Origin of the sequence: Marinovum sp. 2_MG-2023, assembly GCF_030548265.1 — a bacterium.
GTDB lineage: Bacteria > Pseudomonadota > Alphaproteobacteria > Rhodobacterales > Rhodobacteraceae > Marinovum.
In genome coordinates this window covers 57,188-80,311 of sequence record NZ_JAUOSD010000017.1, presented here as the reverse complement: position 1 = coordinate 80,311, position 23,124 = coordinate 57,188, and the positions used below count along the sequence as shown (strand labels likewise).

General features: G+C 57.1%; 22 protein-coding genes, 2 pseudogenes, 1 riboswitch and 1 other annotated feature. Of the genes and pseudogenes, 7 read left to right on the top strand and 17 right to left on the bottom strand.

Annotated features, from left to right (window positions below; all coding sequences use genetic code 11):
- The first annotated feature begins 33 nt into the window (after nucleotides 1-33).
- The 5 genes from Q4577_RS17620 to Q4577_RS17600 all read left to right on the top strand — a co-directional run bounded on the left by Q4577_RS17620 (nucleotide 34) and on the right by Q4577_RS17600 (nucleotide 4,048).
- On the top strand, nucleotides 34-936 hold the full coding sequence (locus Q4577_RS17620) for a LysR family transcriptional regulator (protein ID WP_303471210.1): 903 nt from the start codon (nucleotides 34-36) through the stop codon (nucleotides 934-936).
- Nucleotides 937-1,048: 112 nt separating this feature from the next.
- Nucleotides 1,049-1,145, top strand: a riboswitch (TPP riboswitch).
- A gap of 47 nt (nucleotides 1,146-1,192) precedes the next feature.
- Nucleotides 1,193-1,981, top strand: a complete 789-nt coding sequence (gene thiM / locus Q4577_RS17615) for a hydroxyethylthiazole kinase (RefSeq protein ID WP_303471208.1) — start codon at nucleotides 1,193-1,195, stop codon at nucleotides 1,979-1,981.
- Nucleotides 1,978-2,592, top strand: coding sequence for a thiamine phosphate synthase (gene thiE / locus Q4577_RS17610; protein ID WP_303471205.1), 615 nt, complete (start codon nucleotides 1,978-1,980; stop codon nucleotides 2,590-2,592). Before thiM ends, thiE begins: the two co-directional genes overlap by 4 nt.
- On the top strand, nucleotides 2,589-3,395 hold the full coding sequence (gene thiD / locus Q4577_RS17605) for a bifunctional hydroxymethylpyrimidine kinase/phosphomethylpyrimidine kinase (protein ID WP_303471203.1): 807 nt from the start codon (nucleotides 2,589-2,591) through the stop codon (nucleotides 3,393-3,395). The genes thiE and thiD overlap by 4 nt, the downstream gene beginning before the upstream one ends.
- The gene (locus Q4577_RS17600; RefSeq protein ID WP_303471201.1) at nucleotides 3,392-4,048 is read left to right on the top strand and encodes a TenA family protein; all 657 of its coding nucleotides are present in this window, start codon (nucleotides 3,392-3,394) and stop codon (nucleotides 4,046-4,048) included. The genes thiD and Q4577_RS17600 overlap by 4 nt, the downstream gene beginning before the upstream one ends.
- A 250-nt stretch (nucleotides 4,049-4,298) precedes the next feature.
- Here the strand turns inward: Q4577_RS17600 and speB are convergent, their stop codons facing one another.
- The 5 genes from speB to Q4577_RS17575 are packed head-to-tail and all read right to left on the bottom strand — an operon-like array spanning nucleotide 4,299 to nucleotide 8,206.
- Nucleotides 4,299-5,252, bottom strand: a complete 954-nt coding sequence (speB, locus tag Q4577_RS17595; protein WP_303471199.1) for an agmatinase — start codon at nucleotides 5,250-5,252, stop codon at nucleotides 4,299-4,301.
- Nucleotides 5,253-5,302: 50 nt separating this feature from the next.
- Nucleotides 5,303-6,085, bottom strand: a complete 783-nt coding sequence (locus Q4577_RS17590; RefSeq protein ID WP_303471197.1) for an amino acid ABC transporter ATP-binding protein — start codon at nucleotides 6,083-6,085, stop codon at nucleotides 5,303-5,305.
- Nucleotide 6,086: 1 nt separating this feature from the next.
- Nucleotides 6,087-6,731 carry an amino acid ABC transporter permease gene (locus Q4577_RS17585; RefSeq protein ID WP_303471195.1) on the bottom strand — a complete coding sequence of 215 codons (645 nt, stop codon included), beginning with the start codon at nucleotides 6,729-6,731 and terminating at the stop codon, nucleotides 6,087-6,089.
- Nucleotides 6,731-7,384, bottom strand: a complete 654-nt coding sequence (locus tag Q4577_RS17580; RefSeq protein WP_303471193.1) for an amino acid ABC transporter permease — start codon at nucleotides 7,382-7,384, stop codon at nucleotides 6,731-6,733. Before Q4577_RS17580 ends, Q4577_RS17585 begins: the two co-directional genes overlap by 1 nt.
- Nucleotides 7,385-7,390: 6 nt before the next feature.
- Nucleotides 7,391-8,206, bottom strand: a complete 816-nt coding sequence (locus Q4577_RS17575; RefSeq protein WP_303471190.1) for a transporter substrate-binding domain-containing protein — start codon at nucleotides 8,204-8,206, stop codon at nucleotides 7,391-7,393.
- A gap of 105 nt (nucleotides 8,207-8,311) precedes the next feature.
- Between Q4577_RS17575 and Q4577_RS17570 the strand changes: the two genes are divergently transcribed.
- A complete protein-coding gene (locus Q4577_RS17570; protein ID WP_303471187.1) occupies nucleotides 8,312-9,226 on the top strand; it encodes a LysR family transcriptional regulator in 915 nt (304 codons plus the stop codon).
- Nucleotides 9,227-9,346: 120 nt separating this feature from the next.
- On the opposite strand, the pseudogene Q4577_RS17565 reads toward Q4577_RS17570, so the two are convergent.
- From Q4577_RS17565 to Q4577_RS17550, 4 genes and pseudogenes are all read right to left on the bottom strand, one after another.
- Nucleotides 9,347-10,635, bottom strand: a pseudogene (locus tag Q4577_RS17565) (IS3 family transposase).
- Nucleotides 10,249-10,365 (bottom strand) — a sequence feature (AL1L pseudoknot). (Overlaps the previous pseudogene by 117 nt.)
- 143 nt (nucleotides 10,636-10,778) lie before the next feature.
- Nucleotides 10,779-11,113: pseudogene (locus Q4577_RS17560) on the bottom strand (DDE-type integrase/transposase/recombinase); the annotation flags it as partial.
- Nucleotides 11,114-11,242: 129 nt separating this feature from the next.
- Nucleotides 11,243-12,754 carry an aldehyde dehydrogenase (NADP(+)) gene (locus Q4577_RS17555; RefSeq protein ID WP_303471182.1) on the bottom strand — a complete coding sequence of 504 codons (1,512 nt, stop codon included), beginning with the start codon at nucleotides 12,752-12,754 and terminating at the stop codon, nucleotides 11,243-11,245.
- 20 nt (nucleotides 12,755-12,774) lie between these two features.
- Nucleotides 12,775-13,911, bottom strand: a complete 1,137-nt coding sequence (locus Q4577_RS17550; RefSeq protein ID WP_303471179.1) for an iron-containing alcohol dehydrogenase — start codon at nucleotides 13,909-13,911, stop codon at nucleotides 12,775-12,777.
- 166 nt (nucleotides 13,912-14,077) lie between these two features.
- Between Q4577_RS17550 and Q4577_RS17545 the strand changes: the two genes are divergently transcribed.
- Nucleotides 14,078-15,004, top strand: coding sequence for a LysR family transcriptional regulator (locus Q4577_RS17545; RefSeq protein WP_244689100.1), 927 nt, complete (start codon nucleotides 14,078-14,080; stop codon nucleotides 15,002-15,004).
- A gap of 89 nt (nucleotides 15,005-15,093) precedes the next feature.
- On the opposite strand, the gene Q4577_RS17540 is transcribed toward Q4577_RS17545, so the two are convergent.
- From Q4577_RS17540 to Q4577_RS17505, 8 genes are all read right to left on the bottom strand, one after another.
- The gene (locus Q4577_RS17540) at nucleotides 15,094-15,825 is read right to left on the bottom strand and encodes an SDR family NAD(P)-dependent oxidoreductase (protein WP_303471173.1); all 732 of its coding nucleotides are present in this window, start codon (nucleotides 15,823-15,825) and stop codon (nucleotides 15,094-15,096) included.
- A gap of 9 nt (nucleotides 15,826-15,834) precedes the next feature.
- The gene (locus Q4577_RS17535; RefSeq protein ID WP_244689096.1) at nucleotides 15,835-16,362 is read right to left on the bottom strand and encodes a 2,4'-dihydroxyacetophenone dioxygenase family protein; all 528 of its coding nucleotides are present in this window, start codon (nucleotides 16,360-16,362) and stop codon (nucleotides 15,835-15,837) included.
- A 91-nt stretch (nucleotides 16,363-16,453) separates the two neighbouring features.
- Complete coding sequence (locus Q4577_RS17530; protein WP_303471169.1) at nucleotides 16,454-17,368, bottom strand: amidohydrolase; 915 nt, start codon at nucleotides 17,366-17,368, stop codon at nucleotides 16,454-16,456.
- A gap of 50 nt (nucleotides 17,369-17,418) precedes the next feature.
- A complete protein-coding gene (locus Q4577_RS17525; protein WP_303471166.1) occupies nucleotides 17,419-18,405 on the bottom strand; it encodes an aldo/keto reductase in 987 nt (328 codons plus the stop codon).
- 12 nt (nucleotides 18,406-18,417) lie between these two features.
- Nucleotides 18,418-19,965 (bottom strand): sugar ABC transporter ATP-binding protein, encoded by a 1,548-nt coding sequence (locus Q4577_RS17520; RefSeq protein WP_303471163.1) that lies wholly within the window; start codon nucleotides 19,963-19,965, stop codon nucleotides 18,418-18,420.
- Nucleotides 19,966-19,968: 3 nt separating this feature from the next.
- A complete protein-coding gene (locus Q4577_RS17515; protein ID WP_303471159.1) occupies nucleotides 19,969-20,928 on the bottom strand; it encodes an ABC transporter permease in 960 nt (319 codons plus the stop codon).
- Nucleotides 20,928-21,875 carry an ABC transporter permease gene (locus Q4577_RS17510; protein WP_303471156.1) on the bottom strand — a complete coding sequence of 316 codons (948 nt, stop codon included), beginning with the start codon at nucleotides 21,873-21,875 and terminating at the stop codon, nucleotides 20,928-20,930. The genes Q4577_RS17515 and Q4577_RS17510 overlap by 1 nt, the downstream gene beginning before the upstream one ends.
- Before the next feature lie 172 nt (nucleotides 21,876-22,047).
- On the bottom strand, nucleotides 22,048-23,064 hold the full coding sequence (locus Q4577_RS17505; protein WP_303471153.1) for a sugar ABC transporter substrate-binding protein: 1,017 nt from the start codon (nucleotides 23,062-23,064) through the stop codon (nucleotides 22,048-22,050).
- Nucleotides 23,065-23,124 lie beyond the last annotated feature (60 nt).

Sequence of the window (23,124 nt, the reverse complement as noted above, 5' to 3'; positions counted from 1 at the left end):
TAATACCTAACTTAGTGATCGGAAAATCGAACAATGGCCCGTGATGGTTTTGGCGATATCCGCGTCTTTGTTGAAGTGGCGCGGCGCGGCGGTTTCCGCGCGGCAGCAGAACACCTTCAATTGGCCCCGGCATCGGTTAGCGAAGCTGTGCAACGATTTGAGGATCGTCTTGGCGTCCGGCTATTGGAGCGATCATCTCGGTCGGTTGCACTCACACCCATTGGCGAACAGTTCTACGCAAAAAGCCTTCCGGCAATCATCGAGCTTGAAGGGGCGATGAATGACTTGGATGAACAGAAGGATGAAGTCACGGGCACTCTTCGCCTGACAGCCCCGTATAGCGCAGGTCCGTTCTTTCTGGATGATCTGGTCGCGCGGTTTGCGCTTGAGTATCCGGGCGTCAATGTTGAGCTCATTTATGACGACAAGAAAGTTGACCTTCTTGCGTCCGGCGTTGATGCGGCCATTCGGTCGAATACGCTGCTTGGGCCAGACACCCACGCCGTACCGGTCGGGCCAGAGTTGGCAATGACCATTGTCGCATCGCCGCAATATCTGGACGAGAACGGCAGGCCGGAAGAGCCGAAGGACATCTTGAATCATGACGCGATTTGCTACGCCTTCGGTATGGGAGGACAAAACGCGCCCTGGGGCTTTGATGGGCCGGACGGGGCCTATACGATGCAACCGAAACCACGGATGGTGGCGAACGATATGCGGTCCTTGGTCCACTATGCAAAGCAAGGGCTTGGGTTGGCCTACCTTTATCGAGAAATTGCCGTGCCACATCTGGGCGAAGATGGCTTGACCGAAGTGTTAAGCGATCACCTCGTTCAATTGCCGCGATACTCTCTGAACTATCGCAGCAAACGCAATATGACGCGTCGGCTCAGAGCTTTTGTGGATATGGCAAAGGCATCGCCAGCAGGGAGATAGCGGACATTACCGACCTCGGTCCGTTTTGAATAATGGGCTGGTTTTGATTGGCTTTATGCTGAGGTCGAATTTTACTCTGCATTTGACACTAGAACCGAAATCGTTAGCATCAAGCGCACAACAGGGGCATCCGGCATCGGTCGGGTTGAGACGTACCCTTTGAACCTGAACCGGCTCATACCGGCGTAGGAAGTTGTGTTTGCCCCTGTGATTAATTGGGTCAAACCGATTCCCTTCGTCTTAGAAAGGGATGCATATGAACCAACCTTCACACGATCTGAACGCCATGCGTGCGGCGGCACCGCTGGTGCAAAACATAACCAACTATGTGGCCATGAATGTGATGGCCAACATCATGCAGGCGGCGGGGGCCTCGCCTGCCATGGCCCATGCGCGGGGCGAGGCCGCTGAATTCGCAGGCCTGGCGTCTTCGTTGAGCATTAACATTGGCACACTTGATGATGAATGGGCCGCCTGCATGCAGATCGCGGCCAAGGCGGCTGGTGAAAATGGAAAACCGTGGGTTCTGGACCCTGTTGCCGTGGGCGCGACAGAGTTGAGACGCGAGCTTGGCACACGCTTGCTGGCATTGGGCCCAACGGTGATCCGCGGGAACGCGTCTGAAATTCTCGCCTTGTCAGGCGCTTCGGCGCAGGGACGAGGTGCCGATGCCGCTGATCCCGTCTCTGCCGCCGAGATTGCCGCGCGTGATCTGGCAATACGCACAAACGCCGTTGTGGCGGTGACAGGAGAGGTCGATTTCGTCACGGATGGTACACAGTCAGCACGTATCGCGAACGGCGATCCGATGATGCCCCGCGTCACTGCTTTGGGGTGTTCGTTGACGGGCGTTGTGGCCGCGTTTTGCGCAGTTGCCCCACCGTTTCAGGCAACAGTTTCCGCGCTGGCCTATTACGGTGCCGCAGGCGAAGTGGCGGCGCAAACTGCCCGTGGTCCCGGCAGTTTTCAGGTGGCGTTTCTGGATGCCTTGTTCGCAATGACCGGCGACGAGCTGGATGCAATGGCGCGGATCGAGGCCGCATGATCCCGCCCCTTTGCTTCATCACCGATGCCGATGCACCGTTGCCCATTGTGGATCAAGCCGAACAGGCCGCGCGCGGTGGGGCGGTCTGGGTTCAGTTGCGCCATAAGACACTTGACGACGCAGGTTTTGCCGATCTTGCAAAGGCCCTGCGCGCGCGGCTTGATCCTTTGGGTGCGAAGTTGATCTTGAATGATCGTTTGGAGATCGCCTGCACCTTGGGGTGTTTTGGCGTGCATGTCGGTCAATCTGATGGCGACCCTGCCGAAATTCGCGCGCGGATCGGGCCGGATGCTGTACTTGGACTGTCGATTGAAACGCCGGCGCAGATGGCGGAAGTCCCTCTTGATTGTGTCACGTATCTGGGCGTCGGTCCGGTGCGCGCAACAGCCTCCAAGCCCGACCATGCCCACCCGTTGGGCTTTGATGGTCTGGCGGATATCACCCGTGCGGCGGCGTTGCCCTGCATGGCCATCGGCGGGCTGACCGCAGCGGACGTGGCCAGCGTGCGTCGCGCGGGATGCACAGGCATCGCAGTGGTATCGGCTATTTCCCGCGCGCGAGAGCCGGAACGTGCAGCCCGTGGCTTTCTTGATCAATGGAGCGACATATGATCCCCAATATCCTGACCATTGCGGGATCGGACCCTTCAGGCGGGGCCGGCATTCAGGCTGACATCAAAGCGATTTCCGCCAACGGCGGCTACGCAATGGCGGTCATCACTGCGTTGACGGCCCAGAACACAAAGGGCGTGACAGCGGTCGAAATGGTGTCCGGCCCAATGATCGCAGCCCAGATTGCCGCGCTCCGCGCGGATATCGACATTCACGCGATCAAGATCGGGATGCTGGGGGATGTCGCGACAATCGAAACCGTGGCGAACGCGCTTGAAGGATTGGATGTACCCATTGTGCTGGACCCCGTCATGGTGGCCAAAGGCGGTGACAGGTTGCTGGCGGCAGATGCCGTTATGGCCCTACGCGAACGCCTTTTGCCGCGCGCCAGCGTGTTGACGCCAAACCTGCCCGAAGCTGCGGACCTTTTGCAAACGACTGAGGCCACAACCCTGGAAGAGATGAGAGACCAGGCTTTCCAGCTCAGGGCGACGGGCTGTGATGCCGTTTTGATCAAAGGCGGGCATCTGGCGGGTGCTATGGCGACGGACCTGCTGATCACGTCACTCGGCGAAACCGCACTGCCTGCCGAGCGGTTTGAGACGTCAAACACACATGGCACCGGCTGCACATTATCTTCTGCGTTAGCGACACAAATCGCGTTTGCCCACGCGCTGCCCGACGCGGCCCGTCGTGCCAAGGCCTATATCACGGGTGCGATTATGGCCGCCGGCGACCTCTCGGTCGGTGGTGGTCACGGCCCGGTTCATCATTTTCACCCCCAAGCCGAGAACCAGACATGAGCTTTACCCAAGACCTGTGGTCCATGACTGCCGACCTCCAAGACGCAATCCGCACGATGCCGTTCAATACTGAATTAGCGCAAGGTACCCTGCCACCAGAGACGTTTCGTGAATACATCATTCAGGATGCACATTACCTGGAAGGTTTCGCACGTGCGCTCGCCCTGGCGGCCTCTCGTGCGCCGGATGCAGAAAATATAGCAAGACTGGCAGGGTCCGCCAACGGGGCGATTGCGGTGGAACGGCAGTTGCACGGTGAATACATGAGGCTATACGGCGTCTCCCCCGCAGATTTCGCGACAACTCCACCCTCGCGGGCCTGCGATCACTACGTCAGCTTTCTCATCCGCACGGCGGCAGTTGATCCGTTTCCGATCGCGGTCGTGTCGCTATTGCCATGCTTTTGGATATATCAACGCGTTGGCGCCGCGATCCACGCACAAGCGGCGGCAGATCATCCCTATCGCGCCTGGATTGATACCTATGCCAGCGAAGCATTCGAGGCCTCGGTTCAAGGCATGCTTGATCTAACGGACGTTCTGGGAAAGACCGCCGACACGTCAACACGAAACGCCATGCAGAAAGCCTTTGCAAAAGCGTCTTGGCATGAGTGGAAGTTCTGGGACAGCGCATATCATCGGAGTGGATGGTGATCGCCGAACAGCACGCATAGAACCAAACCACATGCGTCTGTTTGCAAGTGTTGACCGATTACATCTGACCTGGGTCTAAACTGGGACTACAAATATCGCCCTTCACGCACTGCGCGACGTCGGTCGCTTTTGGCTCAAAGCCAACCTGCGGCGGCGAGGCTTGCATCGCAAGCCCCGCCCTCAGACCGTCAGGAACGGCCCAGATCGTACATTGAGCCTGGTGTACGAATGCTGCAGAACCAGCCCCGTGTTACGCTTCTGTCTGGTTTTCAAAAATTCGACCGATGGCATTCAGCAGAATTTGTGCGGCCAGAATACTGGTTGTGCCTGTGTGGTCATAATCCGGCGCAACTTCGACAAGATCAATTCCAACGATTTTCCCACGTTTGGAAAGACCGTCCACAAACTCCAAGACCTCATAGTACAAGAAGCCACCGTGACTCGGTGTGCCCGTTCCTGGCGCAATCGAAGGATCAAATCCGTCAATATCAATCGTCAGATAGTAACGTTTCCCCTCTGGAATGCGCTCCAGCATCGCCTCCACGCCCATGGTTCGGAACTGGCGCACGGACACGATATCTGAACCCATTTTGCGCGCGTCATCGTACCCTTCTTTAGCGGTGGAAGAGACATTGCGTATACCGACTTGAGACAGGCCCGTGACCCAGGGGCGCTCGGCGGCGCGGCGCATCGGGTTGCCGTGACCATTGCGCACACCGTGGCGCTCATCGACGAAATCCAGGTGGGCGTCGATCTGTACGATGTGGATTGGATCCTGGTCCGAAAATGCAGCGACGCAAGGAATATTGATCGAGTGATCGCCGCCTAGAACAACCGGTAACGCGCCGGCATCCAGAATAGCGCGTACGCCTTTTTCGATATTGGCATGGCTGCTCTTGGTATCGGTGTGCACGATGTCGGCATCACCAATGTCCACAATCCGTGTGTCTGCAAGATAGGTCACGTCATCTTCGTGATCATAAGCCCCAGCATGGCCAAACGAGAACAATGTGGAGGCATCACGAATGCCGCGTGGGCCAAATCGTGCGCCTGCACGCCACTGGGTGCCAAAGTCAAAAGGCGCACCCAAAATGGCGACATCGGCGTCAATTCTGGACCAATCCGGCTCATAAGGGGATTTTGCAAACGTCGCGATTCCGACAAAAGGCAGGTCCAAGCGACCGGTTTCGTATCCGTGGCTCATTTCTATTCTTCTCTTGTTGTTGAAGACGCCCCGATGGTGGGACACACTGTTCAGATCGCGCGCTCACGCGAGGTTTCCAAAAATTGGCGCAGTCGTTCGCTTTTGGGATTGCCAAAAATTTCGGCTGGTGGGCCGTCTTCAACGACGGTGCCATGATCCATGAACACCACACGGTTTGCCGCCTGAGCAGCGAAGCCCATTTCGTGGGTGACAATCACCATTGTCATACCGTCATCGGCCAGAGCACGCATGACGTTCAGAACTTCCCCCACCAGTTCAGGGTCCAGAGCTGAGGTAGGCTCATCAAACAGGATGGCCATGGGAGAGACCGCAAGTGCACGTGCGATGGCAACACGTTGTTTTTGACCGCCGGACAATTGATGGGGATGTTTGTAGGCATGTTCGCCAAGACCAACCTTTTTCAACGCATCAAAGGCAATGGTCTCTGCTTCCAAAGCAGATTTTCCGTGCACCAGTTTCAACGCCAAAGCCACGTTGTCGATGGCCTTCATATGTGGCCATAGATGAAAGTGCTGAAAGACCATACCCAGAGGCGCACGTGCCTCGGCCAGCTCTTTTTCACTTTGCTTGACCTTTTGCTCTGCGCCACCGTTCCAGCCGATCTCGCGTCCGAAAATGTGGATATCTCCACCGTCGTGAGGGGCCAGAAACGCAAGCGTTCGCAGCAGAGTGGATTTCCCTGAACCGGACGGGCCGATAATACAGACCACCTCGCCCTCATCGACTGTCAGATCGACATCGCGAAGAACGGTCTTGGTTCCATAGGCCTTGGTGACTTTGCGGGCACTGATGGCATGTTCGGTATTGGGCATCTCAGTGGCCTCCTATTTGGTAGTGCCGCTCAGCGGCGAGTCCAACCTGTGCAATTGCTTCGACGAGCGCCCAATACAGAAGCGCCGCGACGATAAACGGTTGCACAGAAAAGGTGAGGGTCGCCAATTCGCTGGCCGCTTTGGTGAGTTCGGCGATGGTTATGACGGATAAGACGGCAGATTCTTTAACCAGGATAATAGTTTGGCCAAAGATCGGTGGAATGACGGTTCGGGCGGCCTGTGGGATCTCAATATGCACAATACATTTGAGGCGATTGATGCCCAACATGGATGCCGCCTCGACATCTCCGGTCGGAACTGCATTCAGGCCGGCCCGCAGGATTTCCGCGAATGCCCCAGCTCCGAAAAAGCCCAGGCCGACAATGCCGGCCACCGGTGCAGATAGGCGCAATCCAATCTGTGGCCCCCCGTAATACAGCAAAAACAACAACAGAACGAGCGGAGCCCCGCGCATCACTTCGACGTAGATGCGTGCGGGTGCACTGATCCAGAAACGGTTGGAACGCAGGCACAACGCAAGGGGAACTGCGAGCGCCAGAGCAAGAAGCGTGCCCCACAGCGTCATCCATGCCGTGAGACCAAGCCCCTGAACTAGGAGCCCTAAATCTGTAGAAGTAAGGCTCATCAATGCGCCTCCTGTTGTTTCAGGCGGCGCTCCAGCAACATGCCAATGGCCGATAGAACCAAGGCGATCGCGACATAGAGGATCAATGCGATCATGTAGCTGTCCAGCGGCTGAAAGGTAGACGAAGCGATTTGCTGCGCACGTCGTGTCAGGTCGGTGACGGCGATGACGGAAATCAGTGAGGAATTTCGCACCAATGCCAGCGTTTCACCAACCAATGCAGGCAGCATGATGCGGATGGCCTGAGGCGCTTCAATTTTCGCAAGGATTTGGCGGCGGGACAATGCCAGCATCTGGGCGGCTTCTACTTCGCCCTCAGGCACAGCGGCAAGTCCAGCGCGATAGATTTCAGACTGGAAGGCAGCGGTATTGCAGGCGAGCGCCACCACCGCAGCCAGCGTTGGCGGTAGGTTGATGCCAATTGCTGGCAGAAGATAGAAAATCAGCAGGAGCTGCACCAAAATTGGCGTGCCCCGCCAAAACGAAACGTAGACTCGTGTTGATCGACGCACCAGCCCGTTATTCTGGCGACTAGCAGTCGCCAGAATAAGACCAAGGGGGGCGCCAAGCGCGATAGCAAGAAAGCTGACCCCAAGGGTTGTCAGCACGCCTTCGATCAGGACAGCCTGGTTGTCGATCAGCAGATCAAGCATGTCGATTTACTGCGCAGGGAGTGCGCTTGGCAGGTTCATCGCACCGCCGAACCACTTTTCTTGCAGTTGGGCCAGAGTGCCATCTTCAATCAGGCGTTTCAGTTCGGCGTCAAACAGTGCGTTCAAGCTGGCACTGTCTTCGTCGGTGCGTCCGGCCCAAGAGAAATACTTTGGCTCACCAAAGGTCGGCGCAACAACTTCAAAGATGTCAGGACGTTGGCGCGCGGCTTCCAGCAGGTTTGGCAGCGAGTTCACCACGGCATCAATGCGGCCAGCGGCAAGATCGGCGTAAGCTTCGGAGAAGTCGGTGTAGGTCGAAATCTTTGGCGTATCACCCAGAGTGTCAGCATACCCTTCCAAAGCAGCCAATTGTGCAGAACCCGCCTGTGACCCCACTGGTTTGCCTGCCATATCAGCAGGGGCACCAATGCTGTCATCACCTGCGCGTTTAAGGACAGCCATGGTTGCATCCGCAATTGGCACAGACAGGTAATAGGCGTCGCGACGCTCTGGCGTCACAGTCACCGAGGTGACAACATAGTCAAAACGCTCTGCCGCAAGACCAGGAAGAATACCCTGCCATGGCAGATCCAGACGCTTCAGCTCCACCTCGGGCAATGCAGAATCCATAAGGATTTCCATGATGTCCGCCGAATAGCCAACGATCTCGCCATTCTCGACAAATTCGAACGGTGGAAAACGCGCTTCGGTGCCAACGGTCAGGACACCGTCCGCTTTGATGCGGGATAGCAAATCTTCGGCAACGGCTGAAACTGGATTCAGCATCAGGGTGGCAGCGGCGGTCAGGAGAAGGTGTTTCATGGAATCCCTATTTCATGGTCAAAGCAGTGTTGAGTTGACCGTAGGGCTTCTAAAGCATCAGTAAAATAGCTATGAGTTAATCTTCATATCGAAGGATTAGATGTATTGAATTTCGCAAATTCAGATCTAAGATCACTGGCCGTCTTTCGCGCGGTTGTTGAACGGGGCGGTTTTGTGGGGGCGCAGGCGGAGCTTGGCATGTCTCAATCGACGGTCAGCTTCCATATGAAGGCCCTGGAAACGCGCCTTGGGTTTACATTGTGTGAACGCGGTCGTGGCGGGTTTCGCCTGACGGAACGCGGGAAGCTTGTTCATCAGAAATCTACAGAACTCTTCATTGCTCTTAACGATTTTGAAGGCGAGATTGGCAGCTTGAGAGATCGGGTGGTTGGCACCCTACGGCTGGGTATTATCGACAACACCTTATCTTTTGATGGCCTTCCGTTGCCAAGGATCATCAATCGGCTGCGCAGACTGGCCCCTGAAGCTGAGATCCAGATTTCTGTGGATGACCCACAGGTGCTGGCGGCCGATGTTTCAAGCGGGAATATTGATGTGGCCATCATGCCGCAAACACGGCCTGTCGCCGGTGTGAAAATGTCCAAACTCTATGTCGAACGGCACTCGCTATATTGCGCGAAGGGTCATGCGCTGTTTGATGTCCCGGATCGTGAAATCTCTGAAAGCTTGGTGGCAAATCAAACCTTCGTTGCCCGCAACTACGGGAATTTGATCGAACTGGATCGCTTCCCAAATGCACATGTCGGTACCTTGGCAGATCATATGGAAGTGCAGGCCATGTTTATTCTTTCAGGGGACTACATAGGATACCTTCCCGACCACTTTGTGATGGATCGCCTGGACCGTGGCAATTTGAGATGCCTACTGGGTGAGGAGGCGGCACTGAATTCTCAGTTCGTCCTCGCGACCCGGATCGGTCGGCGCTCAACCGGGTTGATGGATCTGTTCGTACGAGAATTGGTAGGATCGCTGTCAGAAGTGTACCATCGTGCCACGTGAGGGCGCGTAGGTGTGCGCGATGAGGAACTCACTTGGAATAAGTTTCCTTCGTGAAAACAGAGTGCCGCATTTTGCAGTTTGACCCGCCGCGGGTTTACCGGAGAGGTTTTAGTTCAATGGTTAGGCTGCTTTTTCGTCCTCGTTCAAGCTGTCGTAGAAAGCCTGCTCTGCTTTTTGTGGCGTGACATATGCGATAGGGCTATGCAGCCGGTCGGTGTTGTACCAGTCGACCCATTTCAGGGTTTCCCATTCGACCTGACCCACCGACTTCCAGGGGCCGAGGAACTTGATGACCTCGGTCTTGAACAGGCCGATGATGCTTTCGGCCAGAGCATTGTCATAGGAATCCCCGACGGCCGCCGAGGAACGCCATCGGTCCGAGAGACGATGGCGGCGACCGACGTGTCGATCCCGGCCTCGGCCAAGCGCTCGGCGTACCTGATCGACAGGTATTTCGACCCGCGGTCGAAGTGATGGATCAGATTGCCTCCTCGGACGGTGCCCGCTGGCAGATGGCCTGGTTCAGAGCGTCCAGCACGAAGCCCGTTGTCATCGAGGTTGAGACCCGCCAGCCGACAATCTTGCGGGCGAAGACGTCGATGACGAACGCCACATAAACCATGCCCTTCCAGCTTGAGACATGGGTGAAGTCGTCACCCATTGGGCTCGGACCAATGGCGCCGCAATGAACGACCCCAGAGCTGGTTGGGCATCTGTGCCACGAAGGCCCGGTTCACCTTGTCGTCCGGGCATGGCTGGGCCGCATCGGGATTGGTGGTGACCACCTTCTTGCCCCGGTCAACGCCTTGTATTTGCAAGACCTGCATCAGTCGTTCCACCGTGCAGCGGGCAATGTCCTGGCCCTCCAGGCGCAAGACGTGCCAAACCTTGCGGGCGCCATAGCGTCCCCGGCTGGCTTCATGGACGCGCTTGATGGCATCTTTGTCCAACAGGTCGCGCTTTGCCCGTGCCGATGCCCGATCCGGGTCACGCTCGACAGCTTTATGCGCATAGAAGGTCGAAGGTGCGATCCCCAGAACGCGGCAGATCGGCCCGACACCAAAGACCCCACAGTGATCGTCGACAAAGGCAATCATCGCTTGAACGGGCGGTCGAGCTCCACCGCCGCAAAATATGCGTTCGACCATTGTCCTCGGACCAATGGCGGAAAATGGTCTCACCCTTCTTCAGGGTCTCATTGGCAGTGCGAAGTTCACGAACCTCCCGCTCCAATTCCTTGATCCGATCCTTCTCGGCGCTTGTCAGCCCCGCCCGCTGCCCAGCTTCGGCGCGATCGCGCGGTACGCTGCGGTATCGCTGGTGTAATCTGCGCGGTTCTCTCGAAACAGCCGAACACCGCGTTCGCGAAGCTCAACCGGAGAGGCGGGGGTGAATCGTCTCTTCGTCATGGGGCTCATCCTTTGAGTGTTTTACTCTCCGGTAAACCCGGGGCGGTTCAATATGGCGAACTGACACACATTCAAACGTGCTGAAACGCTTCAGCATGACAAAGACCAGATACCAAATCAGCCAGTCATTCCGCGCATAGGACGTTGTCCGACCTGATGTAGGCTGGAGTACCGCGTAGGATAAATAGGCCTGTCAGAACGTCGATGACCTCAGTCGCGTTTAGCTTTCGATTCACCGGTTCGCCAGGCATTCCCGGCTGTGCTCATCCAGAATGTTCAGTGCTCTGAATGCCCTGCCATCGTCTGTCCGGTGGTGTACGAAGTCGTACGACCAGACGTGATTACGATACTCAGTGCGCAGCCGGACACACGACCCATCGTTCAGCCACAGCAGCCCCTTCTTCGGTTGTTTCATCGGCACTTTAAGCCCCTCACGTCGCCATAGCCGTTCGACACGCTTGTCGTTGACCTGCCAGCCAGTATCTCCCAAGGGGACTGTTGCATTAATCGGACTGAAACTGCCGATTTCTGTTCGCGAAATGTAAAATGCGCCCTGTCCGTTGGACAGGGCGCTTCGGCCAGCTGGAAGAAATCTGACCGGCAGTTCTTAGAAAGCTTCCGGCAGAAGGGCGTCCGGGAAGTTTTGATAGCTGACCGGGCGCAGGAAGCGTCGGATCGCCAGCGTCCCGACGGACGTCGCGCCGAAGTTTGTCGAGGCGGGATAGGGGCCGCCATGAACCATGGAATCCGCGACCTCGACCCCGGTCGGGAAGCCATTGACCAGCAAGCGTCCGGCTTTGCGTTCGATGATCGGGACCAGTGGCTTGGCGGCCTCGATGTCGCCCTCATCCATGTGCAATGTCATGGTCAGCTGGCCTTCGAAGCCTTTGGCCAGTTCCAGCATCTCTTCCACGTCAGAGACCCGGACCACGAGACCCAATGGGCCAAAAACCTCTTCCCCCAACGCATGGTCCTGAAGATAGTTTTGCGCGTCCGTCTCGTAGAGGTTCGGCGAGGCGTTCCGACCTTCATCAGTGTTGGTCAGCACCGGCTTCACGGCGTTGCGGCCCTCAAAGCGGGATTTTCCGTCTTGGTAGGCTTGCGCAATGCCATCTGTCAGCATGGTCTGGGCGGCAACCGCCTCCAATGCGGCTTTGGCCGCAGCGACAATAGCGTCACCTTCCGCGCCCTTCTGAATCACGGCAATGCCGGGGTTTGTACAGAACTGACCCGCGCCCATGGTCAGCGACCCGGCCCAGCCGGTGCCGATGGCTTCACCGCGGGCTTTGGTCGCCTCTGGCAGCACAAACATCGGGTTCACGCTGCCCAATTCCCCAAAGAAGGGGATAGGCTCGGGCCGTTGAGCGCAGAGATCGAACAGAGCGCGACCACCACCGAGCGAGCCAGTGAAACCCACCGCCTTGATCAGCGGATGTTGCACCAGACTGGTCCCGACGTCACGCTTGCCGCCCTGAATCAGGCTGAAGACGCCCGGATGCTGGCCGGTCTTCTGAATGGCTGCGTGGATCGCTTCGGCCACAATCTCGCCCGTGCCGGGGTGGGCCGAATGGCCTTTGACCACGACAGGGCAGCCCGCTGCAAGCCCGGCGGCGGTGTCGCCACCAGCGGTGGAGAACGCCAGAGGAAAGTTGGATGCGCCGAACACGGCCACTGGACCTATGGGCCGCTGCACCATCTTCAGGTCGGGACGCGGCAGGGGCGCGCGATCCGGCAGCGCATCATCATGGCGTTTGTCCAGATAGGCACCATCGCGGATATGCGATGCGAACAAGCGCAGCTGGCCAACGGTTCTTCCGCGTTCGCCTTGCAAGCGCGCCTCCGGCAAACCGGTTTCCTGTGTTCCGATCTCGGTGATCGCGTCGCCGCGCGCGTCGATTTCGTCGGCAATGGCCTCCAGAAATACGGCGCGTTCTTCGCGCGTGCTGTTACCATAGCTGAGAAACGCATCCTCAGCCGCTTGACAGGCCTGGTCCACCAATTCGACCGTGCCGACCGAAAACGCGTGAGAGGGGCCATGGGCCGGGCTGCTGTCAAACGTGGCATCATTGGCGACCCATGCGCCGGCGATGAGATGTTTTCCATGAGGTGTGAATGTCATATCTTGCTTTCTCTTTCCGCTTAGTAGGAGTCTTCCAGCATTGCCATGTAGTCATCGGCGCTGGCATCTATTGGATTTGTCTTGTGGCTGTGATCCGCCAGCGCACCTGCAATGATCCGGTCAAACAGGTCTTTGGTGACGCCCATTTCAGACAGTGTTGTGGGCAGGCCAATGGCGGCGGTCATATCCTTGATGGCCATCTCGATGTCATCGCCCGAGGACAGGTTCATGGCGTTTGCCATGATGGCATATTTGTCTTCAGACACCGAGGTCGGCGCGGCTCGGTTGAACTTTAGGACCGCTGGCATGAAAACGGCGTTGAGCGTGCCGTGATGCAATTTCGGGTTAATACCGCCAAGCGCATGGCTGAGACTGTGCACACATCCCAGACCCTTTTGGAACGCCATGGCGCCCATGGTTGCGGCGATGGCCATATTGCCGCGTGCGTCTTTGTCATCGGGGGATTCAGTGGCCTTGCGAATGTTCGCCCAACTGCGGCGCAAACCTTCCAGTGCAATTCCATCCGCTGGCGGATTGAAAGACGGGGCAAGGTAGGTTTCGATGCAATGCGAAATCGCGTCCATCCCAGTGGCCGCGGTCAGCATGGGCGGCAAACTCATGGTCAGCGCCGGGTCAACGATCGCGGTCTTCGGGATCAGATAGGGCGACAAAAGACCCACCTTGCGGCCATCATCCAGAATGACGATCGCCGCGCGCCCCACCTCGCTGCCTGTCCCGGAGGTTGTCGGAACGGCGATCATCGGGAAGGTTTTTGCGGTAATCTTCTCCAGCCCGCCTTCGATCAATGCATAGGTCTTCAGTTCGCCGCCATGGGCCGCCAGGATTGCGACACCTTTGGCCAGATCCAAAGCAGAGCCACCACCAATGGCAATGATACCGTCTGCATTGGATGCGGTGAAAGCTTCGGACGCGGCGCGCACCGCTGCTTCGTTTGGGTTGCCAGGGGTCTCGTCATAGACGCCCACAGGCGACGTCGAGATTGCGGCTTCTATCTTGTCAAGAAAGCCAAGAGCGCGCACGCCCTTGTCCGTGACAATGAAGGGGCGTTGAATGCCAGCCAGGGCAAGCTCTGCCTTTAGAGTGGCCAGTTCGCCAAACCCGAATTGCACTCGGGTGATGTAGTTGATCAGCCCCATGGGCTACTCCCTGTTTCCAAAAAGAGATGCCGGATTTGCGATCCGGGCCTCGTCTGCGCCAGAATCACGGCGCCCAATTGCTTCGGTCGCCGAAAATATGGACTGAATCCGGCTTGTAAATCCGATGAGTTGGGATAGGCATATAACAAAAAGGAAACCCCTCATCGTGACGAAGCCCAGCAAAAGCCTGCGCCAGCTGTCTCTCAGGCATCTCTCTTTGATCTCTGCCATCGACGACACTGGCTCGCTCAAGCAGGCGGCGGACAAGATCGGGATGAGCCAGCCGCGCGCCACCAAAGCCCTGCAAGAGGCCGAAGAGACATCCGGGCATATGTTGTTTCACAGGTCGAACCGGGGACTCAAATCCACTGTCGCCGGTGACATGGCAATCCGACATGCCAAGAACGTGCTGGCACAAATGCGCAGCATGGAACGGGAATTCCGCAGTTTGTCTTCTGGATCAGGGGTGCGTTTGCGCGTCGGCACAATCATGGGCGCGGTGCCATATGTATCGGAGACGCTTCAACGGTATTTGCAGACCTATCCGCAATCGACCGTTGAGATACAGGAAGACACCAGCGCCGCCTTGCTGCGCCAATTGGATCTGGGCGCATTGGATGTTGTAATTGGTCGCCACCTTTTCGGCGAAAACCCGGACGATTACGTCGCCACGCCCTTTCATGACGAGATTCTGCGTGTCGTCACCAGCCCGGACAACCCGTTGATACGAAAGTCACGAGTCGCGCTGGAGGATTTGTCCGAAGCGCGCTGGATCGTGTACACGGAAGGCATGCCCATGCGGCTGTCGCTCGAACGAGAATACCGGACAGCGGGATTGCCTCTGCCGACATCCCTGATCGAAACACAGTCCGTCCTGACGACCATTTCACTGATGCGCGGCGATCCACATGCGGTTGCGCTTCTGTCCGGGGATGTCGCAGAGTTCTTTTCCAATGCATCGCTTGTTGTCCCGATGAGCGTTCATTTGCGGACGAAAAGCGAACCTTATGAGGCTATCGTTCTGAAAGGCCGGGACCGGACAGAGCATGTGCAAAAGTTCCTCGACGATCTGATTTCCTGGGCTTCAAACTAGCTGTCGCGCAGCCCCAATTTGGGAATTGATGCTGTAACCGTCCCGGCGGCACACCTCGGCAGTTTCAGCCCGGCCCATAAACTCAGTCGCTAGGTGACAAGGTATCCTCCGTCGATTGGAAGTACCGTTCCGGTAATGTACTGGGCAATCGGAGAAGACAGAAAAACGGCACCACCAGCAATGTCTTCTGGCGTACCCCAACGGTTCAAGGGCGTTCGGTCCAGAATGGCCTTGCTTCGAATTTCATCAGCTTGAAGCGCCGCCGTCAGAGGGGTCGCAATCCATCCCGGCGCAATGGCGTTCACCCGGATCCCATCGGGGGCATAGGCGATGGCAAGCGATTTGGTCAGCTGGGCAATCCCACCTTTGGATGCAGAATATGCAGGAACCAATCCCCCGCCAAAAAACGACAACATCGAAGCCATGTTCACAATGGTTCCTTTCGATGTTTTCAGAAGGTCACGGGCGGCGGCGCATACGCGCATTGTGCCCGTGAGGTTGATATCCACCACATCGGCAAAGACCTCGGGTTGGTGCTCATCATTGCGGCGAATAATACCGGCACAGTTTACCACATGGTCCAGACGCCCGAACGACCCTATCAACGCCTTCACTTGCCCGTCGTCGCGCACATCCAATTGCCGCACATCAAACGCAGGGTGTTTGCCCTGCGCCGTGTCGACTTCGCCCTGGATCGCCCCCGTGACGGTCACGCGCGCACCCGCCTGTGCAAAGGCCTGCGCGATCCCCTCACCGATGCCGGATGTGGCACCGGTGACAAGGACATTGGCATCTTCAAAACACTTATCTGGCCAGATCATCTCAGCACCCTAACGAATGAATTGATCAACATAATCCCCGCCGAGGCCAACCGCCTCATAGTGTTTGCGGCAAAGGTCTATTTTGGTGAAGACATCTTCATATCCGATGCCTTTGCCCCAGGGATCAACGTAGTACATCACGCCCTGAACCTGAAACAGAGTGATCATTTCCTCCACATCGTCAGGCACAATCAACGTGTGCGTCTCGCCGGGAGGTTCGTAGACAAACCCGCCTTCGCGCGCTTCCCAGTCGTGCTCAAGATAGTGCCAACGGCCCTTGAGAACCCAACCATGTACCGCTTGTGGGTGGCGGTGGCGCGACAGAACGCCGGATTTGCGCACGCGCAGCAGGTTCATCCAATACCCCTGGCTGCGGTTAAGGATCAGCGGCCTGAATGAGACGTTCTCGGCTTGTGGAACCCAGACACGTTCATCTTCGGGAATGCCATCAGGGATGACGATATCGGGCAGACATTCTGCCGGATTGTCGTACTGATAGGGCATCCGTGGGTCGGTTCCTGTGTCTTCGATCGGCATTTGATTTCTTTCATTTTGGGGCCAAAACCTGTCTCACTGCAGGCTCTGACATTTTGAAGTATTCCGAACTGGGTTGGCTGGATGTGCGGCGTCAGCCCCGCGTCACACCCAGTCGATAAACGCGGTCAGCAGTCCCGATAAACAGATCGTTTTGCTCATCGACAGAGAGGTCCGCCACGGCCGCCTCATAGGCCGCGTAATAGGCGTCAAAGCTGTTGTACGCCTTGTCGACGGGGAAGTTGCTGGCAAACATGGTACGGTTTGGGCCAAAGATTTCAATGATGTCGCGCACCATTGATCCCATGGAGTGCGGCGTCCAATTCCAGTCGGTTTGCCCCAATCCCGAAGCCTTGATCGTCACGTTTTCGTTTTCGGCAAGCGTGCGAAGACCAGAGCGCCAAAAGGCAAGCCCCTCGGCGCTGCGATCATGGGGCATTGCGCCATGCTCCAGGATGATCTGCGTATCCGGGAAGGCCGCAGCCAGATCTGCCGCATCGCCAAGCTGATGTGGGTAGACCAAGAGATCAAAGGTCAGCCCAAGCCCTTCAAGCCGGCCAAACCCCTCTCGCCACTGGGCGTCGCGCATCAAATCCGCGCGGTCAATGAAGCTATAGGCGGGGTTCTCGTGGTTGCACAGAATTTGACGCACGCCTCTGATCCGATCGCCAAAGCCAAGATGTTGATCCAGCACCTCCTGGACATTCGGGGCCTCCAGCGGCGCATAGACAACAATGGCCTCGGGGCCGCCAAATTCATCGGCAACTTCTGTGAGCCATTCGGTTTCTTCCACGGGAACAGAGCGGTCAAAATGGGCCTCGACATGCACCGAAGCGAGCAGGTTATAGGTCTTCGTATCCTCGCGGTAATCGCTCAGAAGGTAGTCTTTCGAAATGCTGTCGATATTGCCATAAACCCCGCGCGCCATTGGTTTTCGCAGCCAATGATACTTGTCCTTGTCCAAGGACCAGATGTGGTGATGTGGGTCGATGATATCCCGTTTTGTCATATTCAGATCCTCTTGATTCAATGGGTCAATGCGCGGCCAGAACGGCCAGCTTATCCATGCAAAGCGTGACGTTCGAACGCGGCCCAAGCGCTGTCTGACACGGGTTCGGCAAGGGCGTTGATGTTGCTATGAAGCTTGTCGACACTATCAACCCCAAGCAACATGCTGGCCACTTCCGGCGCTTGAATTGGGAACTGGAGGGCCGCCTGGACGAGGCTATGACCATGCGTCTCGGCGATAGCCCCGATGGCCTCAACACGTGCTTTGACGTCAGAGCTGGCGGGCTGATAGTCGAAATGGGCCCCATCCGTCGCCCCCGTCGCCAAGATACCGGAGTTGAAAATCCCGCCGGCGATAATTGCCACATCACGGGCACCGCATTGGGCCACAAGCTCTGCCCCCGACCGATCCAGCAAGGTATAGCGCCCGGCCAAAAGGATGCAGTCCAAATCTGCGCGCGCCATAATGTCGTGGCACACGGCAACCTCATTGACCCCAATGCCCCACGCCTTGATCGCGCCGCCAGAGCGCAGTTCGTCCAAAGCCCGAAAGCCACCGCTTTCAAGTTGGGCGATGTAGTGGTCGTTCATCGCGGCGGAATGCGCAAACCGACCGATATCATGCACATAGGCCACATCAATTTTGGCCAACCCCAGACGCGCATAGCTGTCTTCGATAGAGCGCATGATCCCGTCATAGGTATAGTCGAACACCGCCCCGAATTTCAGCGCATTGACGAAATCCGCGATCTCGCCCGCAGGGCCAGAGCCCGGCTTGAGCAGCCGCCCGACCTTGGTCGACAAGGCCCACTCGTCGCAGTTCTTGCCTTGCAGGAAATCCCCAACCCTGCGCTCTGCCAGGCCGAAACCGTAAAATGGCGCCGTATCGAAATAGCGTATGCCGCTTTGCCAGGCAGCCTCCAGGACTGCCATGGCTTGATCGCGCGGGCTCTCTGCATAAAGCCCGCCCAAGGGGCCCGTGCCCAAACCAATCTGAGACAAATCAAGTCGACCGTTTGCGATTGTGTTGACCTTCATCTGAACCGCTCCCTAACCCGAAACCGCAGCGTTGACGTGGTGCAATTCGTCCTCTGTATGATGGATATGTTCCATCACAGATTGGCTTATCTCCTTGTAATCCCCTGTATTTCTGATGTCGCCCTTGATGACGAATTCATCCATCACCAAGATCCGATCCGCGAGCGAGATCATTTCCGGCAAATCGCTTGTGATCAGCAAAACAGCCGTTCCATCATTGGCAAGTTCGTGAAGCAGCTCATGCAGATAGGCTTTGCTTTTGACATCAATGCCGACTGTGGGCTCATCCACAATCAACACTTCCACCCCCGCCGCGAGCCATTTGGCCATGGCGATTTTCTGTTGATTGCCGCCGGAAAGATTGCCGACCTTTTGGGTCAGAGAGGGCGTTTTCACCGCGAGTTTGTCCAGGAACGGAACCGTTCGTTTCTTGACCGCTGCGCGCGTCAGCCATCCCAAACGGTTGGCGGATTTGCGCCAAACCGTGATGCCCGCGTTTTCCAGAACGGAATGCTCCAGGATCAGCCCCTCGTCTTTGCGGTTCTCACTGACGTAGCCGATCTTGTGCCGATGCAGCGCGTCTGTTGGATTGTCGATCCTGACGGTGTGACCGTTGCGAAGGACCTCTCCTCCGGTGATCGTCGCAGCCCCCATGATCGCCTTGGCCAACTCTGTACGTCCCGCACCGACCAGCCCGTAAAGACCGACGATTTCGTGGCGTTTGACATCCAGATTGATGTTCTTGTGCCCTAGGGCGGTCGACACTTTCTTCAGCTCCAGAGCGACCGATTGCCCCGCTGCCCGACTGTGACGTGGCTTTGCTGCGCTTTCTTCACGCCCGATCATCAGCCGGATCAGGTCTTGCCGTTCGAGGCTTTCCATCGCGATGTTTTCACCCGCATTTACCCCGTCGCGCAGGACGCTGACCGTGTCGCAGATCTCTTTCACTTCTTCGAGCTTGTGACTGACGAACAGCATGCTCACCCCATCGTCGCGCAGACGGTGCAACACATCGAACATGGCTTTCGATTCCATCGGCGTGAGCGAGGCTGTCGGCTCATCGAGCAGCAACACACGCGTTTGCAACGAAAGCGCCTTTGCGATCTCGACCATTTGCCGCTGGGCAACGCTAAGCCGCGAAACCTGTGTTGTTGGGTCGATATCAATGCCGAGCATATCGAGCCAGGGTCTGGCTTGCGCGTTCAGGTCGGCATAGTCGATGGGTGTGATCAGGCGGTCGGCAAGCTGGCTCAGGGCCATATTTTCGGCCACTGAAAACCGGGGGATCAGGTTGCGCTCTTGGTGAACGACCCCCACACCTGCGGCGATGGCGTCATGCGGGCGGGTGAAATTCACCGGTTCAGAGCCTGCAAACAATTGCCCTTCATCCGGGCGATACACGCCCGTGACCAGTTTGATAAGCGTGGATTTACCGGCACCGTTTTCCCCCAACAGCGCATGGATGGATCCTTCGCGCATTTGCATGGAAACGTTTTGCAACGCCTTCACGCCCGGGAAAAACTTGCTCACAGAGCGCGCTTCGAATGCGATATTGGACATGATTTACCCCTGCCCTGCGCGCTGCAAACGAAGCTCGCGCCATTGGTTGACACTGACCGCCGCCAAAATCATCAGACCCAAAACCACCTGAACGAAGAACGGATCAATGTGAAACAGGACAAGCGCCTGTGTGATCTGGGCCACGATCAGAACCCCAAATACGGTTGCGACCGTACTGACATGACCACCCGCAAGGATCGCGCCGCCGATAATGGGCGCTGCGAAGGACATGATGAGCCAATCGTCCCCGATTGTCGGTTGTCCGAGCTGCAGACGTGCCACCAGCAAAACACCGGCGCAGGCCGCCAAAACCCCCGAGAGACAATGGGCGATGACCACGGTCTTGATCGTCGAAATGCCAGATAATTCCGCCGAATGGGCATTGCCGCCCACAGCAAGAAGCCAACGGCCAACCGGCAACCGATTGAAGAACACCACCAACAGAACCACGATCAGGGCCGCAGGGACAAAGATGATCGGGAAAGGCCCAAGAAGCGTCGCATTACCAAAAAGTTTCACCGCGTCTGGAATTTCATAGAACGGCTGGGCCTGCGTTATCGCGAGATTGAGACCTTTGAAAATCGACAAGGTCGCAAGCGTTATCACAAAGGCGGAAATCCCCGTCAGCCCGATAAGCAATCCGTTCAGCAACCCACCCACAAGCCCAACGCCAAGCGCCAAAGCGCCTGCCAAAATCGGTGGAATGCCAAAGACTTCCATCAATCCGGCGAAGATCACCGCAGCCAATCCGCCCAAGGCGCCAACCGAAAGGTTCATCTGGCCAATCGCAATGATTACCATCTGGGACAATGCGATCAGCACGTTGATGGAAACGGCTTCCAAAAGCACCTGGATGTTGAACGTAGAGAGAAAGGCCGGATTGAACAGGCTGATGAGCACACCAAGTGAAAACGCCACGATCATGGGCGTCACCCAGTCGCTTTGTACAAACAGACGAGACATTATTGTGCTCTCCTTTCAATGAATTTCCGGCGCGCCAGATCAAGAAGCACAGCAAGCAGCAGCGTGGCACCAAGGGTGGCCTGAAGCCAAAAATCACCGATTTGCATCAACAACAGACCGTTGCTGAGAACCGTGACAAGCACTGCGCCCAGAAACGCGCCAACCACCGAAATTTTGCCGCCCGTCAGAACTGCGCCACCAAGCACCGGGCCGAGGAATGCAATGAGCAGCCAATCCTGGCCTTGTTGGCCCGCCATCGACGGAATGGCCGCGCCATTTCGGGCGACCAGCAAAAGTGCGGCAATCGCGGCCAATCCGCCGGAAAGCGCGTGGGCAAGCACAATCATGCGCCCGACACGCACACCAGAGAGCATGGCCGCCTGCGGCTTTGCGCCGGCCGCCAGCATCTCTTTGCCGACGCGAGTGAAATTATACAAAATGATGAGTGCTACAGCGACAATCAAAGTCGGCCCAAGCGTCGCCGACAGCCCCATGACCTTCATGCGGCCAAAACTGACGAAGGACGCGGGGATGCCGCGATAGGTCTGGGCCTGCGTCAAAAAGATCATGATCCCGAAAAAAAGGCTCATGGTGGCCAGCGTCACGATAAAACTATGGAGCCGTGTTTTCACCTCGATCATGCCGTTGATCGCGCCCAAAAGCGCGCCCGCGGCAATTGCCGCGACGAGGGCAAGGGGCCAAGGCAGGTCGATTTCCTGCAACAACCACCCGCAAACCATTGCCGAACACACGCCGATCGCCCCCACGGCCAAGCTCAACCCACCCGTCGCGATGACCGCCATCATGGAAAACCCGATCATGACATTGATCGCGGCTGCGCGGCTCATTGAATTGAGATTGAAAGAGGACAGAAACCCGGACGACACCGAATAAAACAGCGTGCCAAACACCACAATCAGCAAGAGCAGGCCAAACTCGTTCGTCAACAGAAGGCGCCTCAATTCGGGCCATCGCACCGGTCTTGGAGCGTCAGAAGTTACAAGGGACATTTGATTATCCTAGTCTTCGGTCTGGAACGACCGCGTGAAAGAGCCTTTGCTCTTTCCTCCACATTGCACAGAGAAGGACGGGCACCCAAGCGCCCGCCCCCGTCGATCATCAGCTACAGCTCAGGAAATCTGCCTCGACCTTGCGCATCAACTCTTCGGTCATTGCGCGATCAACATCTGCACGGGTTTCGACATTGCTGGCGTTGACGTATGGCGCCCCGGAATCGATGAACCGTGCCGTCAACGGATGGCTGCTAAAGGGCGCATTGGCGCTGACTTCGCAGCCATTCAATAGCTTGTCCGCAGCAAAGGCCGCGACGTAGGCTTGGCCAAATGGGTTTTGCAACATCGAGCCAACGACATAGCCATCGCGGATCGCATCCATCACCACTTCGTCGTGGTCAATCGCAACCATCTTGATCCGCTTGTCCCCGATGCGCCGCATGGCGTTGGACGCCACAACGGCAGGAACCCAAGCCGTGGTGATCACACCGTCAATCTCTGCGCCATGTGCGGCGAGATACGCGCCAATCTTTTCCTCGGCAGGCTCGGGCGCATCAATATCGGCGATGACTTGCACGACTTCCACACCGGCCTCGGCGGCGGCCTTTGCCACACCATCAATACGCAACTGCGTATTTGGCTCGACCAGCCAACCGGTGAAATGCGCGATCTTTTTTGTGCCCGGGCCCATGGCTTCGATCAGGTGCTTTGTCCCTGTGTATGCCGATGCCCCGGCATCAGATGCCAAGCAGAAAGAAACGTCAGAGGGATCATTCACACAGGCAGAAACCGCAATCACAGGGGCCCCGGTTCCCACCAATTCGTTCAATGTGGGGACGCTGCCAACCGGATCCCCGGGGTGGATCGCAAAGGCGTTGTAGCCTTGGGTGACCAGGCTTTCGAGCAGGTCGTTTTGCAGGTTCAATTCCCATTTCTGCGGGAATTTGTAATCAGCGGCGCCAAGATTGAAGTCTTCTTTCGCCGCCATTGATGCAGGCTCCCAATCTGCAAAGAACGGATGCGGTCCGCCCGGCACATGTGCGACTTTGGTTTCCGCCTGAGCGCCAAATGCCACAAGCGCGAGCGACGCCGCTCCGGTCAAAAGTGTCGTGATGCGTTTCATGTTTTCTCCTCCAGGATATGGCTGAATTTTCTCACCGGCATCGCCATGAAATGCGCGGCG

Coding starts and splice junctions, on each gene's coding strand:
- Q4577_RS17620 (WP_303471210.1), top strand. CDS start 34: ATGGCCCGTGATGGTTTTGGCGATATCCGCGTCTTTGTTGAAGTGGCG.
- thiM (WP_303471208.1), top strand. CDS start 1,193: ATGAACCAACCTTCACACGATCTGAACGCCATGCGTGCGGCGGCACCG.
- thiE (WP_303471205.1), top strand. CDS start 1,978: ATGATCCCGCCCCTTTGCTTCATCACCGATGCCGATGCACCGTTGCCC.
- thiD (WP_303471203.1), top strand. CDS start 2,589: ATGATCCCCAATATCCTGACCATTGCGGGATCGGACCCTTCAGGCGGG.
- Q4577_RS17600 (WP_303471201.1), top strand. CDS start 3,392: ATGAGCTTTACCCAAGACCTGTGGTCCATGACTGCCGACCTCCAAGAC.
- speB (WP_303471199.1), bottom strand. CDS start 5,252: ATGAGCCACGGATACGAAACCGGTCGCTTGGACCTGCCTTTTGTCGGA.
- Q4577_RS17590 (WP_303471197.1), bottom strand. CDS start 6,085: ATGCCCAATACCGAACATGCCATCAGTGCCCGCAAAGTCACCAAGGCC.
- Q4577_RS17585 (WP_303471195.1), bottom strand. CDS start 6,731: ATGAGCCTTACTTCTACAGATTTAGGGCTCCTAGTTCAGGGGCTTGGT.
- Q4577_RS17580 (WP_303471193.1), bottom strand. CDS start 7,384: ATGCTTGATCTGCTGATCGACAACCAGGCTGTCCTGATCGAAGGCGTG.
- Q4577_RS17575 (WP_303471190.1), bottom strand. CDS start 8,206: ATGAAACACCTTCTCCTGACCGCCGCTGCCACCCTGATGCTGAATCCA.
- Q4577_RS17555 (WP_303471182.1), bottom strand. CDS start 12,754: ATGACATTCACACCTCATGGAAAACATCTCATCGCCGGCGCATGGGTC.
- Q4577_RS17550 (WP_303471179.1), bottom strand. CDS start 13,911: ATGGGGCTGATCAACTACATCACCCGAGTGCAATTCGGGTTTGGCGAA.
- Q4577_RS17540 (WP_303471173.1), bottom strand. CDS start 15,825: ATGATCTGGCCAGATAAGTGTTTTGAAGATGCCAATGTCCTTGTCACC.
- Q4577_RS17535 (WP_244689096.1), bottom strand. CDS start 16,362: ATGCCGATCGAAGACACAGGAACCGACCCACGGATGCCCTATCAGTAC.
- Q4577_RS17530 (WP_303471169.1), bottom strand. CDS start 17,368: ATGACAAAACGGGATATCATCGACCCACATCACCACATCTGGTCCTTG.
- Q4577_RS17525 (WP_303471166.1), bottom strand. CDS start 18,405: ATGAAGGTCAACACAATCGCAAACGGTCGACTTGATTTGTCTCAGATT.
- Q4577_RS17520 (WP_303471163.1), bottom strand. CDS start 19,965: ATGTCCAATATCGCATTCGAAGCGCGCTCTGTGAGCAAGTTTTTCCCG.
- Q4577_RS17515 (WP_303471159.1), bottom strand. CDS start 20,928: ATGTCTCGTCTGTTTGTACAAAGCGACTGGGTGACGCCCATGATCGTG.
- Q4577_RS17505 (WP_303471153.1), bottom strand. CDS start 23,064: ATGAAACGCATCACGACACTTTTGACCGGAGCGGCGTCGCTCGCGCTT.